Source organism: Ruegeria sp. D6, from assembly GCF_056534365.1.
Genome location: NZ_JBQFPH010000002.1, coordinates 631,872 through 648,148, shown reverse-complemented (window position 1 = coordinate 648,148; position 16,277 = coordinate 631,872). Strand labels below are relative to the sequence as shown.

The 16,277-nt window shown below is 58.0% G+C and carries 18 protein-coding genes; 5 read left to right on the top strand and 13 right to left on the bottom strand.

What is annotated here, in order from left to right; genetic code table 11:
• Positions 1 to 54: 54 nt before the first annotated feature.
• Genes ACR0A1_RS10750 through ACR0A1_RS10740 form a run of 3 tightly spaced genes read right to left on the bottom strand, consistent with a single transcriptional unit; the run spans position 55 to position 2,436 of the window.
• A complete protein-coding gene (locus ACR0A1_RS10750; protein ID WP_480867415.1) occupies positions 55 to 786 on the bottom strand; it encodes an amino acid ABC transporter ATP-binding protein in 732 nt (243 codons plus the stop codon).
• A complete protein-coding gene (locus tag ACR0A1_RS10745; protein WP_010437538.1) occupies positions 786 to 1,619 on the bottom strand; it encodes an amino acid ABC transporter permease in 834 nt (277 codons plus the stop codon). Before ACR0A1_RS10745 ends, ACR0A1_RS10750 begins: the two co-directional genes overlap by 1 nt.
• A gap of 1 nt (position 1,620) precedes the next feature.
• Entirely contained in the window at positions 1,621 to 2,436 is an 816-nt protein-coding gene (locus ACR0A1_RS10740; protein WP_170402438.1) for an ABC transporter substrate-binding protein, read from the bottom strand.
• A 322-nt stretch (positions 2,437 to 2,758) separates the two neighbouring features.
• Between ACR0A1_RS10740 and ACR0A1_RS10735 the strand changes: the two genes are divergently transcribed.
• Positions 2,759 to 3,319: a CHAP domain-containing protein gene (locus tag ACR0A1_RS10735; RefSeq protein ID WP_170392689.1), complete on the top strand. Its 561-nt coding sequence runs from the start codon at positions 2,759 to 2,761 to the stop codon at positions 3,317 to 3,319.
• 152 nt (positions 3,320 to 3,471) lie between these two features.
• Here ACR0A1_RS10735 and ACR0A1_RS10730 read toward each other — a convergent pair whose 3' ends face one another.
• Positions 3,472 to 3,957 (bottom strand): RidA family protein, encoded by a 486-nt coding sequence (locus tag ACR0A1_RS10730; protein ID WP_170392688.1) that lies wholly within the window; start codon positions 3,955 to 3,957, stop codon positions 3,472 to 3,474.
• A gap of 199 nt (positions 3,958 to 4,156) precedes the next feature.
• Entirely contained in the window at positions 4,157 to 5,548 is a 1,392-nt protein-coding gene (locus ACR0A1_RS10725; RefSeq protein WP_170392687.1) for an aminotransferase class III-fold pyridoxal phosphate-dependent enzyme, read from the bottom strand.
• 221 nt (positions 5,549 to 5,769) lie between these two features.
• Here ACR0A1_RS10725 and ACR0A1_RS10720 point away from each other — a divergent pair, with 221 nt between their 5' ends.
• Positions 5,770 to 7,398 carry an acyl-CoA synthetase gene (locus ACR0A1_RS10720; protein ID WP_480867412.1) on the top strand — a complete coding sequence of 543 codons (1,629 nt, stop codon included), beginning with the start codon at positions 5,770 to 5,772 and terminating at the stop codon, positions 7,396 to 7,398.
• Here the strand turns inward: ACR0A1_RS10720 and ACR0A1_RS10715 are convergent.
• The 6 genes from ACR0A1_RS10715 to ACR0A1_RS10690 form a co-directional block, all read right to left on the bottom strand.
• Positions 7,395 to 7,727 carry a DOPA 4,5-dioxygenase family protein gene (locus tag ACR0A1_RS10715; protein WP_480592560.1) on the bottom strand — a complete coding sequence of 111 codons (333 nt, stop codon included), beginning with the start codon at positions 7,725 to 7,727 and terminating at the stop codon, positions 7,395 to 7,397. The genes ACR0A1_RS10720 and ACR0A1_RS10715 overlap by 4 nt on opposite strands.
• A gap of 88 nt (positions 7,728 to 7,815) precedes the next feature.
• The gene (gene maiA, locus ACR0A1_RS10710) at positions 7,816 to 8,454 is read right to left on the bottom strand and encodes a maleylacetoacetate isomerase (RefSeq protein ID WP_480867410.1); all 639 of its coding nucleotides are present in this window, start codon (positions 8,452 to 8,454) and stop codon (positions 7,816 to 7,818) included.
• A gap of 7 nt (positions 8,455 to 8,461) precedes the next feature.
• On the bottom strand, positions 8,462 to 9,004 hold the full coding sequence (locus ACR0A1_RS10705) for a VOC family protein (protein ID WP_170392683.1): 543 nt from the start codon (positions 9,002 to 9,004) through the stop codon (positions 8,462 to 8,464).
• Between the two features lie 4 nt (positions 9,005 to 9,008).
• Positions 9,009 to 9,206 (bottom strand): DUF2783 domain-containing protein, encoded by a 198-nt coding sequence (locus ACR0A1_RS10700; protein WP_480867408.1) that lies wholly within the window; start codon positions 9,204 to 9,206, stop codon positions 9,009 to 9,011.
• 5 nt (positions 9,207 to 9,211) lie between these two features.
• A complete protein-coding gene (locus tag ACR0A1_RS10695) occupies positions 9,212 to 10,822 on the bottom strand; it encodes an FAD-dependent oxidoreductase (protein WP_480752249.1) in 1,611 nt (536 codons plus the stop codon).
• 134 nt (positions 10,823 to 10,956) lie between these two features.
• Complete coding sequence (locus ACR0A1_RS10690) at positions 10,957 to 11,907, bottom strand: MBL fold metallo-hydrolase (protein ID WP_170497905.1); 951 nt, start codon at positions 11,905 to 11,907, stop codon at positions 10,957 to 10,959.
• A gap of 52 nt (positions 11,908 to 11,959) precedes the next feature.
• Here ACR0A1_RS10690 and ACR0A1_RS10685 point away from each other — a divergent pair, with 52 nt between their 5' ends.
• Positions 11,960 to 12,523, top strand: a complete 564-nt coding sequence (locus ACR0A1_RS10685; RefSeq protein WP_480867405.1) for a DUF2585 domain-containing protein — start codon at positions 11,960 to 11,962, stop codon at positions 12,521 to 12,523.
• Positions 12,524 to 12,543: 20 nt separating this feature from the next.
• Here ACR0A1_RS10685 and fahA read toward each other — a convergent pair whose 3' ends face one another.
• The gene (fahA, locus tag ACR0A1_RS10680; RefSeq protein ID WP_480867403.1) at positions 12,544 to 13,803 is read right to left on the bottom strand and encodes a fumarylacetoacetase; all 1,260 of its coding nucleotides are present in this window, start codon (positions 13,801 to 13,803) and stop codon (positions 12,544 to 12,546) included.
• A 22-nt stretch (positions 13,804 to 13,825) separates the two neighbouring features.
• On the bottom strand, positions 13,826 to 14,449 hold the full coding sequence (locus ACR0A1_RS10675; RefSeq protein ID WP_170625077.1) for a LysE family translocator: 624 nt from the start codon (positions 14,447 to 14,449) through the stop codon (positions 13,826 to 13,828).
• 65 nt (positions 14,450 to 14,514) lie between these two features.
• On the opposite strand from ACR0A1_RS10675, the gene ACR0A1_RS10670 reads away from it, so the two are divergent.
• Positions 14,515 to 14,967 (top strand): MarR family winged helix-turn-helix transcriptional regulator, encoded by a 453-nt coding sequence (locus ACR0A1_RS10670; protein ID WP_170392676.1) that lies wholly within the window; start codon positions 14,515 to 14,517, stop codon positions 14,965 to 14,967.
• A gap of 62 nt (positions 14,968 to 15,029) precedes the next feature.
• Complete coding sequence (locus ACR0A1_RS10665) at positions 15,030 to 16,265, top strand: adenylate/guanylate cyclase domain-containing protein (RefSeq protein ID WP_480867400.1); 1,236 nt, start codon at positions 15,030 to 15,032, stop codon at positions 16,263 to 16,265.
• The last annotated feature ends 12 nt before the right edge of the window (positions 16,266 to 16,277 follow it).

The window sequence follows — 16,277 nt, the reverse complement described above, 5'->3', positions numbered from 1 at the left end:
CTCAAAGAGTCGAGTCCTTGAGGGCCAGATCGTCAGGGATTCAGAGCCGGGCGCTTACTTCAACGCCCGTGCCAGAAACGCCTGTGTGGTCTGGTGCGAAGGGTGGTCAAACACCGCTTCGGGCGGGCCTTCTTCGATGATCCGACCGCTGTCGAGGAAACAGATCTTGTCGGCGGCCTCGCGGGCAAAGCCCATTTCATGCGTGGCCATCACCATCGTCATGCCCTGTTTCTTAAGCATCAGCAGAACATCCAGCACCTCGCCCACAAGTTGAGGGTCGAGGGCCGAGGTGATCTCATCAAACAGCATGACCTCAGGCTGCATGGCCAAGGCGCGCACGATGGCGACGCGCTGCTGCTGACCGCCCGACAATTGGTCAGGATAGTTGTGCATCCGGTCGGCCAACCCGAACCGGGCGAACAGCGCTTCGACCTCGGGCTGCAATTCAGCGCGCGTCAGCCCACGCACCCGGCGGGGCGCGAGCATGACATTCTCAAGCGCGGTCATATGCGGAAACAGGTTGAAGCTTTGGAACACGATCCCGATCCGGGCACGCACCGATTGCGGGTTCAGACCGGGGATTGAGATATCCTCGCCATCCAGAAAGATCGCGCCGTCTTCGATGGGTTCCAGCAGGTTGATACAACGCAGCAGAGTCGACTTGCCCGACCCGGATGCGCCGATCAAGCAAACCATTTGGCCCTCATCAACGGTGAGATTAATCCCGTCACAGACCGTGCGGTCGCCAAAGCGTTTCACCACGCTCTGAAGTTCCAGTTTGGGCATCAGCGCCTCTCTCGCATTTGGCGGGCCATCAGGTGATCGGCGTAGCGTGTGGCGGGGATGGTGACGATCAGGAAGATGATCGCCGCGCCCACATAGGGAGTGAAATTCGCCAGCAGCGACTTGAACACTCCGGCCTGACGGAAGATTTCGACCGGGCCGATGAAGCTGAGCAGAGAGACATCCTTTTGCAGCGCAATCAGCATGTTCATCTGTGAGGGCACCACGTTGCGGATCGCCTGCGGCAACACCACGTCGCGCATCACCTGCCGTTCCGACAAACCCAGCGATAATGCGGCGGCGCGCTGGCTGTGGTGGACGCTGTCGATGCCCGAGCGGAAGATTTCAGCCACATAGGCCGAATAGGTCAGGATCAGCGCCAGCGAACCCCAGATATAAGGTGAATTCCACGGGCGCGGCAGGCCCAGCCCCGGAATACCGAAGCCGATCAGATAGACCGTCAGGATCACAGGCACGCCGCGGAAAATGTCGGTGAACGCCGCGCCAAAGATGCGCAGCGGAAACAGGGCGGGCGATTTGGCATCCCGCGCCAAGGCAATCAACAGGCCAAGCACGGCGATCGCCGGTGCGGACCACAAAAAGATCATCACGTTGATCCGAAACGCCTCAAGCAGTTTCGGGAAGGTTTTGACAAGCGTCTCGCCGTTAAAAAAGCTCTGCTGAACCTTCGACCAGCCCGGAGCCAGCGGCACCAGAAAGTAGATCGCGGCCACAACAGTGACCGTGCTAATCGTGGCGATCACCAACGACCTGCGTCGTTGGTGGGCCTCGTACCGTTCGCGGCGGGTCATCCCCGCCGCCTTATGATCTGCCATGTTACTTGATCAGAGGGACACCAGTGGTGTCCTGCAGCCATACGGCCTCGATCTCGGCCAGTTTGCCGTTAGCTGCCAGTGCCGCCAGCGCCTCGTCCACGCAGGCTTTCAGCGGGTTGCCTTCTTCCATCAACATGCCGAAATGATCCGGATTATCATTTTCATCCGCCGGGAACTGACCGATGACCTTTGAGCCTTCGATCATCACTGCGCTCAGGAACAGGGCGGTGGGCAGGTCGAACAGGGCCGCATCGATCTGGTTGGCCGACATGGCGGCGTTAACGTCAGCATTGTCACCATAAAGCAGCGGATCACTGTCAGGTTGGATGATGCTGGCCAGTTTTGGCACCGCCGTGGTCGAGCCAACGGCCCCCCATTGCAAACCTTTCAGCGCTTCAAGCGTCGGGGCAGTGTCGGTCGAATTGGGGCTGACCAGAACTGCCATCGGGGCGGTGTAGTAAGGGGTAGAGAAATCGACCACCTGATCCCGTTCGGGCGTGATCGAGTATTGCTGCATGTTGACGTCAAATTCCTTGGCGCCGGGTTGGATCGCCTCATCGAACGAGGATCGGACCCAGACCACATCATCGGCCGCGAACCCCATTTCTTCGGCGACGGCGTAAGCCACAGCAGCCTCGAACCCTTCGCCGCTTTCTGGCGCGTCATCGATCACCCACGGATAGTAGGCCGGGTTGCCCGTTGCGATGGTGAATTTGCCGTCTGTCAGCGTTTTGCCAGCAGCGCATTGTTCTTGCGCATAGGCCGCTGTTGACAAAAACAGAATTGAAGTTGCCGCGATCGAGAGTGTCTTGGACATCCGATACAAACCTCCTGTTGGATTGGGTTGCGGTCAAAGTAATTCTGCCTAACCCGACTGTCCAGCGGATGCTTGATCGTCGACCATCATGAGGGGTTGGCGTTCATGTGTCCGATGACCTTGTGCCGGTCTCTTGGCCTGCCAGGAATCCCAGGGACGACACAGTGAGGAAACCTGTTGCATAAGTGACCGCACGTTCGGCCGACGGTCGGAATGTGGCGCAGGAACTGGCAATATTCTGCCGGGGAGCAGTTGGGCTCTTTTCTTTTTCCTAAAGATATTATTAAAACTGCTTCACCACTCACACCGGCAAAGAACCTTCTTGCAGTACAACGCACGCAATACCGATACGATCTGGTCGCGCCTGCCCGGCGTCGCGCGAATTGCCGTTGTTTTGGGACTTTTCAGTCTGATCTCGGCCTGTGCTAAGAATCCGAATGAGGTGGACTTGGATCCCGAACGTCAGGCCATGGCGTTGCAAGAGGTCTCAAGAAAACATGCGCTGGGACAAAGGGTGTGGTGCGTGCCCTACGCACGCAACCTCAGCGGCATCGAAATTCGTGGCAACGCCAAGGATTGGTGGGGCAAGGCCCGCAATGGATTTGACCGGGGTAATGAACCGGAGGTCGGTGCGGTGATGTCGTTTCGGGCCACCAGAGGGATGCCCCTGGGACATGTGGCTGTCGTGTCCGATATTGTCACCGAGCGGGAAGTCATTGTGAACCACGCAAACTGGCTCCGGAATAAGGTGTCGTTGCAGATGGGCGTGAGGGACGTGTCCAAAAACAATGATTGGACGCTTGTTCGGGTTGAAAGCCGGCCGGGCAGTTACGGCAGTTCGTACCCGGTGAACGGGTTTATCTATCCGAATTTTGGTGAGTAATCTAAGCTCTCCGCGCCCTCGCCGGTAGCTGATACGGTGAAGCCGAGCGTCCGACGTGCCGCTGTCATCCGGGCGCGTGTGTTCGGTGGCGGGTATGTTTACTTTGACACATGATCAATGACTGCAGGGCGGACTAAGCCGTCGCAGGCCTGTCAGGCAGAGATCATGACTTCGCCCTCAATTTCCATTGCGAAACCGAGCGGTAGTCCAGACACACCGATAGCAGAACGCGCATGGCGACCGATGTCTGGGCCGAACACCTCAATTATCAAATCGCTAAAGCCATTTACCACAACATGTTGATCCGAGTATCCGGGCGCAGATGTCACCATACCAAAGACGCGGACCCATCCAACAATTCTTGATAGCTCGCCTATTTCTGCTTTCAGGTTAGCCAGTACCGTTAGTGCCACTTCGCGGGCCTCAGCATACGCTTGATCCGTAGTAATTTCGGCTCCGACAACTCCAAAGGGCCCGGCCAGACTACCATCCATTGCGTTTTTTGGGTGACCAGAGAAAAAGGCTCGGTCACCTCTGACATTAACAAATTCGAAGGGTATGTGCAGGCCATCCGGTAACTTGGTAGGCGCAGGTAATTTCAAGCCCAATTCTTCGAGCCTGCTTTCTGGCGTCGACATAGTAATCCCTCCAACTAATGCATGACCTGCAAGCTAGGCGGAAAGAAAACCAATGTCATCTTCGGGCTCTTACCTGCCCCTTGAATGCAAACCGAGTATCCTTGGCATCAGCTCATAAACTTGGCCGATGTCCACATAAAAAGAAACCCGCCAAAAGCTGGCGGGTTTCATCTGTTTTAGCAATACTACAGTGGTCGGATCAGCCGAACACACGTCCCAGCGCGCCGTCGACGGCGTCGGTGATCTGGTCGATATCGTCCGCTGTTGCAATCAGCGCTGGCGAGAAGCACAGCGTGTTGTTGCGGCTGGGGATCGAGCGGTTGGTGGCACCGATGATGACGCCCTGCGCCATACAATCTGCGACAACGGCCTGAACGCGCTTTTCGTCCATCGGATCCTTAGTGGTCCGATCGGTTACTAGCTCGGCGCCAAGGAACAGGCCCTTGCCGCGCACGTCGCCGATGACTTTGTGCTTTTCCATCAGCGCCTGCAGGTTGCCCATCATGCGATCACCCATGTCCACGCAGTTCTGCAGCAGGTTTTCATCCTGAATGATGCGCATGTTTTCAACCGCTGCCGCCGGACCGGCAGTGCAGCCGCCAAAGGTCGAGATATCACGGAAATAGTTCATCGGGTCTGCCGCGTCGTCTTTGAACATGTCAAAGACTTCCTCGGTGGTGACCATGCAGGCGATCGCGGCATAACCCGAGGCAACGCCCTTGGCCATGGTCACGAAGTCCGGCTTGATGCCGTACTGCTGGTAGCCGAACCACGTGCCGGTCCGACCTACGCCGCAGACAACCTCGTCAATGTGCAGCAGGATGTCGTATTTCTTGCAGATCTCTTGCACGCGGGGCCAATAGCCTTCAGGCGCTTCGATGACGCCACCGCCTGCGGTCACGGGCTCAAGGCACAGGGCACCAACAGTGTCGGGGCCTTCGCGCAGGATGACCTCTTCGATCTGATCTGCAGCCCATTCGCCAAAGTTCTCTTCCGGTGCGCCGTCCAGCTCGTGCTTGCGGTACTCCATGCAATGAGGCACGCGCACGAAATCGGGTGCAAAGGGACCGTACTGCGCGGTGCGCTCGTCCTGACCACCTGCCGACATGGTCGCCAGGGTGGAGCCGTGATAGTCGCGGTCACGGTACAGGATTTTGGTTTTCTTGCCGCCATATTTCTTGTGCGCGATCTGGCGGATCATCTTGAACGCCTTCTCGTTCGCCTCAGAACCTGAATTGGTGTAGTACACGCGGCTCATGCCCGGCATCTTGTCGATCAGCATTTCCGCGAAATTCGAACCGGGGATCGAGCCTGCGGTGTTGGCGAAGTAGCACAGCTTCATCAGCTGGTCATAAACCGCCTTACAGATAGATTCGCGGCCATAGCCCACGTTCACGGTCCAGACACCGCCTGATACGGCATCCAGGTGCTCTTTGCCCTTTTGGTCCCACACGCGCATGCCTTTGCCTTCGACAATGATACGGGGATCGTTGGTCTCAAACGGCTTGTGCTGGATCAGGTGATGCCAGAGGTGGGCGCGGTCGGCTTCGACGACGCGGGAAAGATCGTTTTCGTTGAACGTGCCGTCCATGACATGTCCTTTCAAAAGTGGGGCGCGCGGGGAATCAGTAGGTCCCGGCGGGCGCAAAGTGACGTGATACTGCAGATCAACGCGAATGGTGCGCGTGAAGTAGGGCCAGATTAGCCCATAGGATATCTCCAGTGTAGCTCAAACGCGTATTAATACGGGTTTGTTATGACGTAAACTTTGTGCTCAATACGACAATCTGACGAGTTTGGGAGGATCGCCGGATGACAGCCACACCTATCTACCAGCAACATCTGGATAAAACCCCGGCGAATTTCACGCCGTTGTCTCCGCTGAGCTATCTTGAGCGGACGGCGGCAGTGTATCCGGATTACCCATCCGTTGTGTATGGCGAGCGCCGGTATAGCTGGGCAGAAACCTATGCGCGGAGCCGACGTCTGGCCAGCGCGCTGACTACGCGTGGCGTAGGCGTGGGCGATACAGTCTCGATCATCGCGGCCAATATACCCGAGCTGTATGAGGCGCATTTTGGCGTGCCCATGGCAGGGGCGGTGCTGAACGCGATCAACACGAGGCTAGATGCGCCGATCATCGCCTTCATTCTGAACCATGCCGAAGCCAAGGTTCTGCTGGTCGATCCCGAGTTTTCAGGCGTCGTGAAACAGGCGTTAGCGCAGGTGGATCACAACATTCTGGTGATCGACATCGAAGACGCCAGTTTTGACGGTGGCGAGCGATTGGGAGATCTGACCTATGAGGCTCTGTTGGCCGAGGGTGATCCAGAGTTCGACTGGTCTTTGCCCGCAGATGAATGGGATGCGATCACGCTGAACTATACCTCGGGCACCACCGGCAACCCCAAGGGTGTGGTCTATCACCACCGCGGCGCGGCGCTGAACGCAACGTCGAATATCCTGACATGGGGGATGCCGCAGCATTCGGTCTATCTGTGGACGCTGCCGATGTTTCACTGCAATGGCTGGTGCTTCCCGTGGACGATGGCGGCCAATGCGGGCACCTCCGTCTGCCTGCGCGCCGTGCGGGACGAACCGATCTATCGCGCCTTCCGAGAAGAGGGTGTGACCCATTTCTGTGGCGCACCGATCGTGTTGAATATGCTGGCCAACGCGCCCGATCATCTCAAGGATTTCACGCAGCAGATCAAGGCGATGACCGCTGGCGCTCCACCGCCGGCCAAGGTGATCGAAGCGATGGAAGGGATGGGTGTTGAGGTTACCCATGTCTATGGCCTGACCGAGACCTATGGTCCGTCCGTTGTCTGTGCATGGAAGGACGAATGGAACGAGAAAGGCGCGGAAGATCGCGCCGCGCTGAAGGTGCGTCAGGGGGTGAAATACGTCGCCCTGTCCGGGTTGATGGTGGCTGACCCCGAGACGATGGAACCCGTGCCTTCGGATGGCGAAACCATGGGTGAGATTTTCATGCAGGGCAACATTGTCATGAAGGGCTATCTCAAGAACGCTGAGGCGACAGACAAGGCCTTCAAGGGCGGGTGGTTTGCCTCGGGCGATCTGGGGGTGATGCATCCGGATGGCTATATCGCGCTGAAGGATAGGTCCAAGGACATCATCATCTCGGGCGGTGAGAACATCTCGTCGGTCGAGGTCGAAGATACGCTGTATAAACACCCGGCTGTGATGGAGGCGGCGGTGGTGGCCCGCCCGGATGAGAAATGGGGCGAAACGCCATGTGCGTTTGTGGAATTGAAGCCTCAGGCAGAGGCGAATGAGGCTGATATCATCGCTTTCTGCCGGGATCATATGGCCCATTTCAAAGCCCCCAAGACGATTGTCTTCGGGGCGTTGCCGAAAACGTCGACGGGGAAGATTCAGAAGTTCATCTTGCGCGATCGCGCGCGTGAGCTGGGTTAATCAAAGATCGACAGATCAAGCTCCAGCATCTCACCCATCCAAATGGCGCGATCCCGATGATCGGCCAAGTGATCGCCGGTTTCTGGATGGGTAAAGATGGTCAGCCCTTGCCGGTTTAGGATCAGCCAGGGAAAGACCTGATCAAAGGCTTCGGCGGGAAAGCCCAGCTGGCAACTCCAACGCGGATGAGGGCCAACGTTGCGCGCATGCATGCGGCCCATCTGCACGGTGGGAAACAGGCGCGCGGCCTCTTCACAGACCTGCTGTGCCGTATCCTGCGTGTCGGCGTCAAAATAGACATGGGCGTGGTAGCCGGTGATCTCGGGCATGGGGGTCTCCGTCTGTCGTTACACAGAAACCTAAGGACGGCGCGAGGATTTGTGCACCCGCACCGCCACACAGACTCTGTGCGCCGGTTCAGAGCGGAGCATGCAGGTCGGGATGGGCTGCGGCAAAGGCCGAATGCTCGGCGCAGACGGCCTCGACTGCTGTCAGGCGCGGCATGTCGGATAGATCAACTTCCCACCGGCGCGCATTATAAAGCTGCGGGATCAGGCAGATATCGGCCAGACCGGGGGTGTCGCCGGTACAGAACGGGGATTGATCAAAGCCACCCAGAAGCGTTTCAAACGCCAGCAGGCCCGGCCGGATGAAGTGACGCATCCAGTCGCCGGGCATGTCGCCTGCACCTTGGCTGAGCGCGGTGGCATGTTTGGCAACCGACAGATTGCAGACCGGATGGATATCCACCGCGATACTGTGCGCCAATGCCCGCGCCGCGGCTCGCTTGGCCGGATCGGTTGGCAGCAGACCCAGATCGCGGGTCTCATCCAGATAATCGATGATCGCCAGCGATTGGGTCAACCGAACCCCATCGATATCCAGCACCGGGACCAGACCTTGCGGGTTGCGGTCCAAATGATCCGGGGCGCGATGCGCCCCGTTCACCAGATCCACGACGACCGGGCGGTAGGTGATCCCAGCCAGATTCAGTGCAATCCGCACCCGGTAACTGGCGGACGAACGCCAGTAATCAAACAGAACCACTTCGGACATACGATGGTTAGCCTTTGCTTAGTTCCTTGGCATGCAGCCAGTCGGCATGCTGAGGGGCTCGTTTGGTGCGCGACCATTCTTCGAGCATATCCCATTTGACCGAATCCAGCCGGGCCAGCATGGCCTCTTCCTCGGGGTCGGGGCAAGCCAGTTCCACCCGGTGACCGTTCGGATCGAAGAAATAGATCGAATGAAAGATCGAATGATCCGTGACACCCAGAACCTCGACGCCGTTGGCTTCGAGATGGTCCTTGAATGCGATCAGCTCATCACGGTCCTTCACCTTGAATGCGATGTGCTGCACCCAAATCGGCGTGTTGGGATCGCGCCCCATTTCCGGCTTGGTAGGCAGCTCAAAAAACGCCAGCACATTGCCATTTCCGGCATCCAGAAACAGGTGCATGTAGGGATCAGGTTCATGGGTGGAGGGCACATGGTCTTCGGCAATCGCCAGAATGAAATCCATGTTCAGCATCTTGCCGTACCATTCAACGGTCTCTTTCGCGTCCTTGCAGCGATAGGCGACGTGGTGAATCTGTTCGATTTTCATGGGCTTACTCCTGTTTCAGGGCTGCGGCATCCAACGCCTGCTTCAGCACCGCGTGGTCGCCGATGTGGTTTGCCAGAACCAGCACAAGGCGCGCGTTGAACGCTTCGCTTTCGGCTTTCTCAAGCCCTTCATGGGCGGCCACCAGATCGGCATAGAAATCGTCTGCCTGGGTCAGATTGGATGAGAGGATCAGATCAGCCATGTCGCTTACTCCTTGCCTGTGGCGCGGCGCACCGCGTGCCGGAATGCATTTTCTTCGTAGGTGTCGCGGCGGGCGGCCACGTGCTGATCGGGACGGATCAGATAAACCGCTCCGCTGGCATCGCCTAAATAGCGGCGCTTCAGCGTTAGGGTCGGGTCGTCTTTGACCGAGAGTGCCAGGCGTTTGACGATGATGCCATCGACCTCGATCTCATCTGGTGCATCGGCGTCGATGGTCAGCAGCGTGAACTGTCCAGCCAGTTTAGGCAGTAGAAAGCCATCACCCAAAGGCGCATCGGGACAGGACGCTCCGGGACGCGTCTGCGTCGGCCCGTTCAACGCATCCGCCGAATTCAGCGACGAGCCGTCATAGACGCAAGGTACGCTCAAGCGGCCAGAATTCACCATCGGGCGGGCGAAGTCATAATGTTCGCTCAAGTCCAGCACCGCGTCGCGCAGGATGCGGGACATCTGCGATTTCGGGGTGATGAAATCGGTCGAGCGGGTCGAGTTCAGGATGTTTTCGTCCGCACCGTGAATGCGTTCCTGATCGTAGCTGTCCAGCAGCGACTCAGGCGCTTTGCCGTCAATCACCAGTTTCAGTTTCCAGCATAGGTTGTCGGTATCCTGCACGCCCGAGTTTGCGCCCCGTGCGCCAAACGGGCTGACCTGATGGGCACTGTCACCGGCAAAGATCACGCGGCCATGGCGGAATTGCTCCATCCGGCGGCACTGGAAGGTGTAGATGCTGACCCATTCCAGCTCGAAATTTACCTCCTCGCCCAGCATGGCCTTGAGGCGCGGGATCACGTTTTCCGGGCGCTTTTCGCGTTCCTTGTCGATATCCCATCCCAGTTGCAGATCGATGCGCCAGACGCCATCGGGTTGTTTATGTAGCAACGCAGATTGGCCTTTGTTGAACGGCGGATCGAACCAGAACCAGCGTTCCGAGGGGAAATCGGCCTCCATAATCACATCAGCGATCAGGAAGTTGTCTTCGAACACGCGGCCCACAAAATCCTTACCCATCATGGCGCGCATGGGTGAGCCCGCGCCGTCGCAGGCGATGACCCAATCCGCTTCGATGGTGTATGATCCCTCGGGCGTTTCGACCTCAAGCTTGACGTGATCGGGGTGGGTTCCAACGGCTTCGACCTTGTTGCGGCCGCGGATTTCGATCGGTGCACCCTGCGCTTGCAATTCGCGGACGCGGTCGACCAGAAACTGCTCGAAATAGTATTGCTGCAGGTTGATGAAGGCCGGGCGCTGATCGCCGCTGTCGGGCTGCAGGTCGAACTCGTAAACCTGACGTTCGTCGAAGAACACTTTGCCCTTGTTCCAAAGAACGCCCTTGTCCACCATCGGCTGCCCGCAACCCAGTCGGTCGAGGATTTCCAGCGGGCGCTTGGCAAAACAGATGGCGCGGCTGCCAAAGCTGACCTTGTCGTTGTCGTCCAGCACCAGCACCTCAACCCCTTGCTGGGCCAGATCGATGGCGGCGGCCAGACCCACCGGACCGGCCCCAACAACGATGACCTTGTGACGCACGGGCGCTGGCGCGGATTGATCCGGGCTGGCCTCGTAGGCATAAAGTGGAACTTCGAAAATCTTGTTCACGGTCTCTCTCCCAGTTCTGGTGCAGCGGGCACAACTCATCTGTTCTCCGGCGGGATAGCGCCGGAGGGTTGGTCTTAGCGTTTCACTGTCAAATCCGGGCCGCCACGATCTGGATCAAATCCGGCCCGGAAATCTTAGCCCTGCAGGGCCTCCCACATCTCCAGATCGCGCTGGGCGGTCCAGATCCGGGGCGTGTCGATGCCGCGGGCCTCGTCATAGGCGCGGGCAACATTGAAGGGCAGGCAGTGTTCGTAGATCGCATAGTCAGCGAATTTTGGGTCGCATTCTGCGCGCACGGCGTCCCAGGCTTCTTTCAGGCTGCCACCGCGCGCCGCAACCTTGGCCGCCGGGCGATAGGTGCTTTCGACGAAATCGCGAGTGTTCTCGATGGCCGCATTGACCATGTCCTTACCAACCAGAGCGTCGCCGCGCCCCGGCGCGATGGCGTCCACGTCAAACCACTTGATCTCATCCAGCGTATCGCCCCAATCGCCGAAATGCCCGTCGCCGCAATAGCAGGCCGAGTGGTATTCGACGATATCACCGGTGAACATGACGTTCTGATCGGGCACGTGGATGACGATATCGCCAGCGGTATGGGCGCGGCCCAGATGCATCAGGTCGATCCGGCGGTTGCCCAGATAAACCGTCATGGTGTCGCTGAAGGTGGTGGTGGGCCATGTGAGGCCGGGAATGCTCTCATGCCCTTCGAACAGGCGGGGGAAGCGTTGGAATTCGCTGTCCCAGTCTTCCTGACCGCGTTCAACCACCATGGCGCGCGCCATATCCGACATCAGGATCTGTTGCGCACCAAAGGCGCTCGCGCCCAGCACGCGTACTGCGTGGTAATGGGTCAGCGCCACATGGGTGATCGGCTTGTCAGTCACCGACCGCACGCATTCGATCACCTTGTTGGCCAGACGCGGGGTCGCCTGCGCCTCGACAATCATCACGCTGTCATCGCCGATGATCACGCCCGAGTTCGGGTCGCCTTCGGCGGTGAAGGCATAGAGCCCTTCGCCCACCTCGGTGAACGAGATTTTCTTTTCCGACATGTCCCCCTGGGACGCAAATGCCTTGGCCATATCAGTGATTTCCCTTCTGGACAGCGACTGGCTTTGATGATGTTGTCGCCATATGTTTGAACGTCGATTTTTGCCTTATTGGGCAACCGCTTGTGTTGTCATTGCCTGCGCCATCATCCTGCTGTGGATGGGCCGCGAACCGATTTGCAAATGCGGTTATGTCAAGCTGTGGCATGGTGAAACCTTCAGTTCCGAAAGCTCGCAGCATCTGACCGATTGGTACACGCCCAGCCACATCATTCATGGCTTTCTGTTTTACGGTCTTCTGTGGCTGGTGGCGCGCCGCCTTGCCGTTGGCTGGCGGTTGTTCATCGCCACCTTGATAGAAGTCGCGTGGGAGATTTCCGAGAACACCAATGCCGTGATCGAACATTACCGCGCGGTCACGATCTCGCTGGATTACTACGGCGACAGTGTCGTCAACTCGATCGCCGATATTGGCGCGATGATGCTGGGGTTCTGGTTGGCGCGTCGCCTGCCGATCTGGATGACGGTCACCATTGCGCTGGGATTCGAGATCCTGACCACCACGCTGATCCGCGATGGTCTGACGCTGAACGTGCTGATGCTGCTTTATCCCATCGAGGCCGTTAAGGACTGGCAGAGCACGCTCTGAATATGCGGACTGGACCTGCATCAATCTCTGGCGAATGGATTTTCGAGTGCGGGCAGCACGGTGCCGGTGCAATCGCCGAACCCGACGGTATAGCCGTCGCCCTTGGCTGCGCCGGTCAGGGTCAGCGTGTCGCCGTTCTCGATGAAGGTGCGGGTCTCGCCTGTGTCCAGCGTCAGTGGCTCTTTCCCGCCCCAGCTGAGTTCCAGAAGTGATCCGCGCTCTGGCTTGTTCGGCCCCGAAATGGTGCCGGACCCCAACAGGTCGCCCGTGTTCATCGGACACCCAGACGTCGAGTGATGCGCTAACTGCTGCGCCGCCGAGTAGTACATCTCGCGATAATTGGTTCGTGCGATGGTCGTGGCGTCTTTATTCTCGGGCGCCATCGTCACGGCCAAATCGATGTCATAGAGCATCGGGCCGCAATCCTTCAGGTGGTCCAGCAGGGCAAACTCACGATCGGGCGTATCGCAGCGGAACGGTTCCAGCGCCGCTTTGGTCACGATCCACGGGCTGATCGAGGTCGCGGTCGCCTTGGCCTGAAATGGCCCCAGCGGCTGGTATTCCCAGGCCTGAATATCGCGCGCGGACCAGTCGTTTAGTAGGACATAGCCAAAGATGTTGTCATCGGCTTCCTGCACTGAAATTGGGCCGTCAGACGGTGTGCCCACGATTGCACCCATCTCTAGTTCGATATCAAATCGACGGCTGGGCAGGAAAGCAGGCAGGTCCTGATCGGGCGATTTCAACTGACCCCAGGGGCGACGGATATCTGTGCCTGAAACGACAACAGACGACGCGCGGCCGTTATAGCCGATGGGGATGTGCAGCCAGTTCGGCGGCAATGCGTTTTCCGGGCCGCGGAACATGGTGCCCACGTTCTGGGCATGGTGGCGGCCCGCGTAGAAATCGGTGTACTCGCTGACGGCAAAGGGCATGTGCATCTCGGCCTCGTCCTGCGGGATCAGCAGACTTTCGATCTTGTGCTGTTCGTCCGAATCTTCAGCCAATAGCGTAGATAGGCGGTCGCGCAATGCAGCCCATACGGCAGGGCCTTCTTCCATTAGCGGATTCCAGAAGGGCAGATCGAACAGCGGCTCATCCGACAGCGCGATTAATCCATCAGCCTCGGCAGCAGTCACGTCGAAGATCATGTCGCCGATGGCAACGCCGCAGCGGGGCTCGGTGGTTTCGGTCGAGAACACGCCATAAGGCAGGTTGTTCAGCGGGAAGGGGTGGTCGGCGGAATTGGCCGATGCGACCCAGGATTTCTTCAAAGGCATATTGCGTCCTTATGTCTTTCGGTTACGAGGCGGCGCGCAGGGATTTGAAGCCCAGCAGGACTGCCGCCAATATCATGAAGCTGCCACCGATCCGGTCGAGCCAAAGCCTTGCCGGCCCCTGCAGTCGCCGGGCCAGCCAACTGGCAGTGGAGCCATAGGCCATCAGAAACAACCCGTCTATGATCAGATATGTGGCCGAGAGGATGGCGAATTGCGGCCAGAAAGGCAGCGCGCCATCGATGAACAGCGGAAACAAAGCGGCGAAGAACACCACCGCCTTGGGATTCGCGGCAGAGGTGATGAAGCCCTGCATCCAGAGCGCCCTGCGGCTGGCACGTGGCGCATCGTTGGTTTCGGCAACACGTGCCTTCACGATTTGCTTGACGCCGAGATAGACCAAATAGGCCACGCCCAACCACTTGATCACGGTAAAGGCCGTCCCGGACGTGGCGATCAGGGCAGCCAGACCCAGACCGGCGGCCAACATTTGAAAGAAATTGGCCGTCAAATCACCCGCAGCGGTAAAAAAACCTCGCCGCAGCCCATTGGTTGCCGAGTTCGACAGCATCAGCAACTGGCTTGGCCCCGGTGTGCTCATCAGCAGCAACACCGTCGCCACATAGGTGATCCAGATATCAAAACTCATCTCGTCTCCGGTGATCCTTCAACTTGTCACTTGTCGAATAATAGTTGATTTTGTAACTAACAAGGATGACCCAGCCTAAAAATGACCAAAAAGATGAGTTTGATTTGCGAAATTTCCTTCCGTTCCTGTTGAATCAGGCGGCCGAGGAAAGTTCGCTTGAGTTTCAGCGCGTTTACAAGGATCGCTACGGAATGCTGCGCACCGAATGGCGGGTGCTGTTTCATCTGGGCAATCATGGTGAGATGACCGCACGCGACATTGTTGAGCGTGCCAAAATCCACAAAACCAAGGTCAGCCGTGCGGTCAGCCGATTGCAACAGCGCCGATATTTGCAAAGGTTGCGGGATGAAAATGACCGGCGGGTTGAGCGGCTATCGCTGACCTCGGCTGGCCAGAAGGTTTATCGCGAATTAAGCGGTATCGCACAGGATTATGATCAGAAACTGGCATCGCGTTTCACCACGGGTGAGGCCGCCTTGCTGCGCATGATGCTGCGACGTCTGGCCGGAATGGATTAGGGTACTGGTAATCCGGTACAGCTGCCCCCAGATCAACGTCATAACGGACACAGGAACGACACATGACAGCGCCGGATTCCCCAACGGCAAAATCCCATGATCTGATAGATTGGTTGGTGACCCGCGGCCTGGAAGGGGCCGACAAACAAGAACTTCTGGACGGGTATTGCACCCGTTTAGTTGATCTTGGTGTGCCCTTGATGCGCTTTCATGCGGCGCAACCGGCCTTGCATCCCGTCTATGGCGGAACGGGCTATAGCTGGTACCGCAGCAAAGGAAGTAATCTGGAAACCTTCGAGTATTCCGAAGAGCCCAGTGAAGTTTGGACACAAAGTCCGCTGTATGCCGTATTGCACGAAGATATCGATGCTATCCGTGAACGGCTGGTCGACCAGAACGAACCCAGCCGCTTTCCTCTGCTAAACGAGTTGCGGGAAAACGGAGCCACGGACTACTACGCGACTGGCATCAGCTTTGATGTGCCGGCTCAACGCAACCCCTATGATGCGAAAGAGGCAATCGATGGCGTCTTGATGTCCTGGTCCAGCAATGCGCCGGAAGGATTCTGCGACGATGATCTGGACGTGATCAATACGGCGTTACCGCATCTGGGGCTGGCTCTGAAGTCAGCCTCGAACGCGCGGGTGTCGAAAGATTTGATGCGGGTTTATCTGGGCCGCGATGCCGGTCGTCGGGTCTTGTCCGGTGAAATCCGTCGCGGGTCACTGCAGCAGATCGATGCGGTGATCTGGAACTTCGATCTAGAAGGGTTCACCAGCCTGTCAGAAGAGATGCCAGGGATCGAAGTTATAGATATGCTGAATGACTACCTGGGTGTGGTGGTTGATGTTGTTCATCAATGCGAAGGCAACATCCTGAAGTTCATGGGCGACGGTGTCATGGCGATGTTTGATGTCGGCGAGATCGATGCCGATGCCCGCGCTGCGCTGGCTGCGGCGACCATGCTGCAAGAGCGCATGGCCGAATTGAACACTCAGCGGAGTTCACGGGGACAACCGATTTCGAACTATACGCTGGCATTGCACTCTGGTGAGATCCTCTATGGAAACATCGGCTCCGAAAGTCGGCTGGATTTCACGGTAATTGGTCCGGCGGTCAACCAGACGTCCAGAATTGCGGGGATGCATCGGTCACTGGGGCAGCGCATCCTGATTTCCGACGATGTAGCCCGCGCGGCGCATCCTTGTGATCAGGACCTGATTTCGGTCGGGCGCTATATGTTGCGGGGTGTGGCTGAACCAAAAGAGTTGTTTACCATCTACAGAACAGCTGGCTAGATCTGGCCATTG

Bases quoted from the DNA above. Each gene is read 5' to 3' on its own strand.
- ACR0A1_RS10750 (WP_480867415.1), bottom strand. From the start codon at position 786: ATGCCCAAACTGGAACTTCAGAGCGTGGTGAAACGCTTTGGCGACCGC.
- ACR0A1_RS10740 (WP_170402438.1), bottom strand. From the start codon at position 2,436: ATGTCCAAGACACTCTCGATCGCGGCAACTTCAATTCTGTTTTTGTCA.
- ACR0A1_RS10675 (WP_170625077.1), bottom strand. From the start codon at position 14,449: ATGAGTTTTGATATCTGGATCACCTATGTGGCGACGGTGTTGCTGCTG.
- ACR0A1_RS10725 (WP_170392687.1), bottom strand. From the start codon at position 5,548: ATGGACGGCACGTTCAACGAAAACGATCTTTCCCGCGTCGTCGAAGCC.
- ACR0A1_RS10720 (WP_480867412.1), top strand. From the start codon at position 5,770: ATGACAGCCACACCTATCTACCAGCAACATCTGGATAAAACCCCGGCG.
- ACR0A1_RS10685 (WP_480867405.1), top strand. From the start codon at position 11,960: ATGTTTGAACGTCGATTTTTGCCTTATTGGGCAACCGCTTGTGTTGTC.
- ACR0A1_RS10670 (WP_170392676.1), top strand. From the start codon at position 14,515: ATGACCCAGCCTAAAAATGACCAAAAAGATGAGTTTGATTTGCGAAAT.
- maiA (WP_480867410.1), bottom strand. From the start codon at position 8,454: ATGTCCGAAGTGGTTCTGTTTGATTACTGGCGTTCGTCCGCCAGTTAC.
- ACR0A1_RS10745 (WP_010437538.1), bottom strand. From the start codon at position 1,619: ATGGCAGATCATAAGGCGGCGGGGATGACCCGCCGCGAACGGTACGAG.
- ACR0A1_RS10715 (WP_480592560.1), bottom strand. From the start codon at position 7,727: ATGCCCGAGATCACCGGCTACCACGCCCATGTCTATTTTGACGCCGAC.
- ACR0A1_RS10665 (WP_480867400.1), top strand. From the start codon at position 15,030: ATGACAGCGCCGGATTCCCCAACGGCAAAATCCCATGATCTGATAGAT.
- ACR0A1_RS10730 (WP_170392688.1), bottom strand. From the start codon at position 3,957: ATGTCGACGCCAGAAAGCAGGCTCGAAGAATTGGGCTTGAAATTACCT.
- ACR0A1_RS10700 (WP_480867408.1), bottom strand. From the start codon at position 9,206: ATGGCTGATCTGATCCTCTCATCCAATCTGACCCAGGCAGACGATTTC.
- ACR0A1_RS10705 (WP_170392683.1), bottom strand. From the start codon at position 9,004: ATGAAAATCGAACAGATTCACCACGTCGCCTATCGCTGCAAGGACGCG.
- fahA (WP_480867403.1), bottom strand. From the start codon at position 13,803: ATGCCTTTGAAGAAATCCTGGGTCGCATCGGCCAATTCCGCCGACCAC.
- ACR0A1_RS10690 (WP_170497905.1), bottom strand. From the start codon at position 11,907: ATGGCCAAGGCATTTGCGTCCCAGGGGGACATGTCGGAAAAGAAAATC.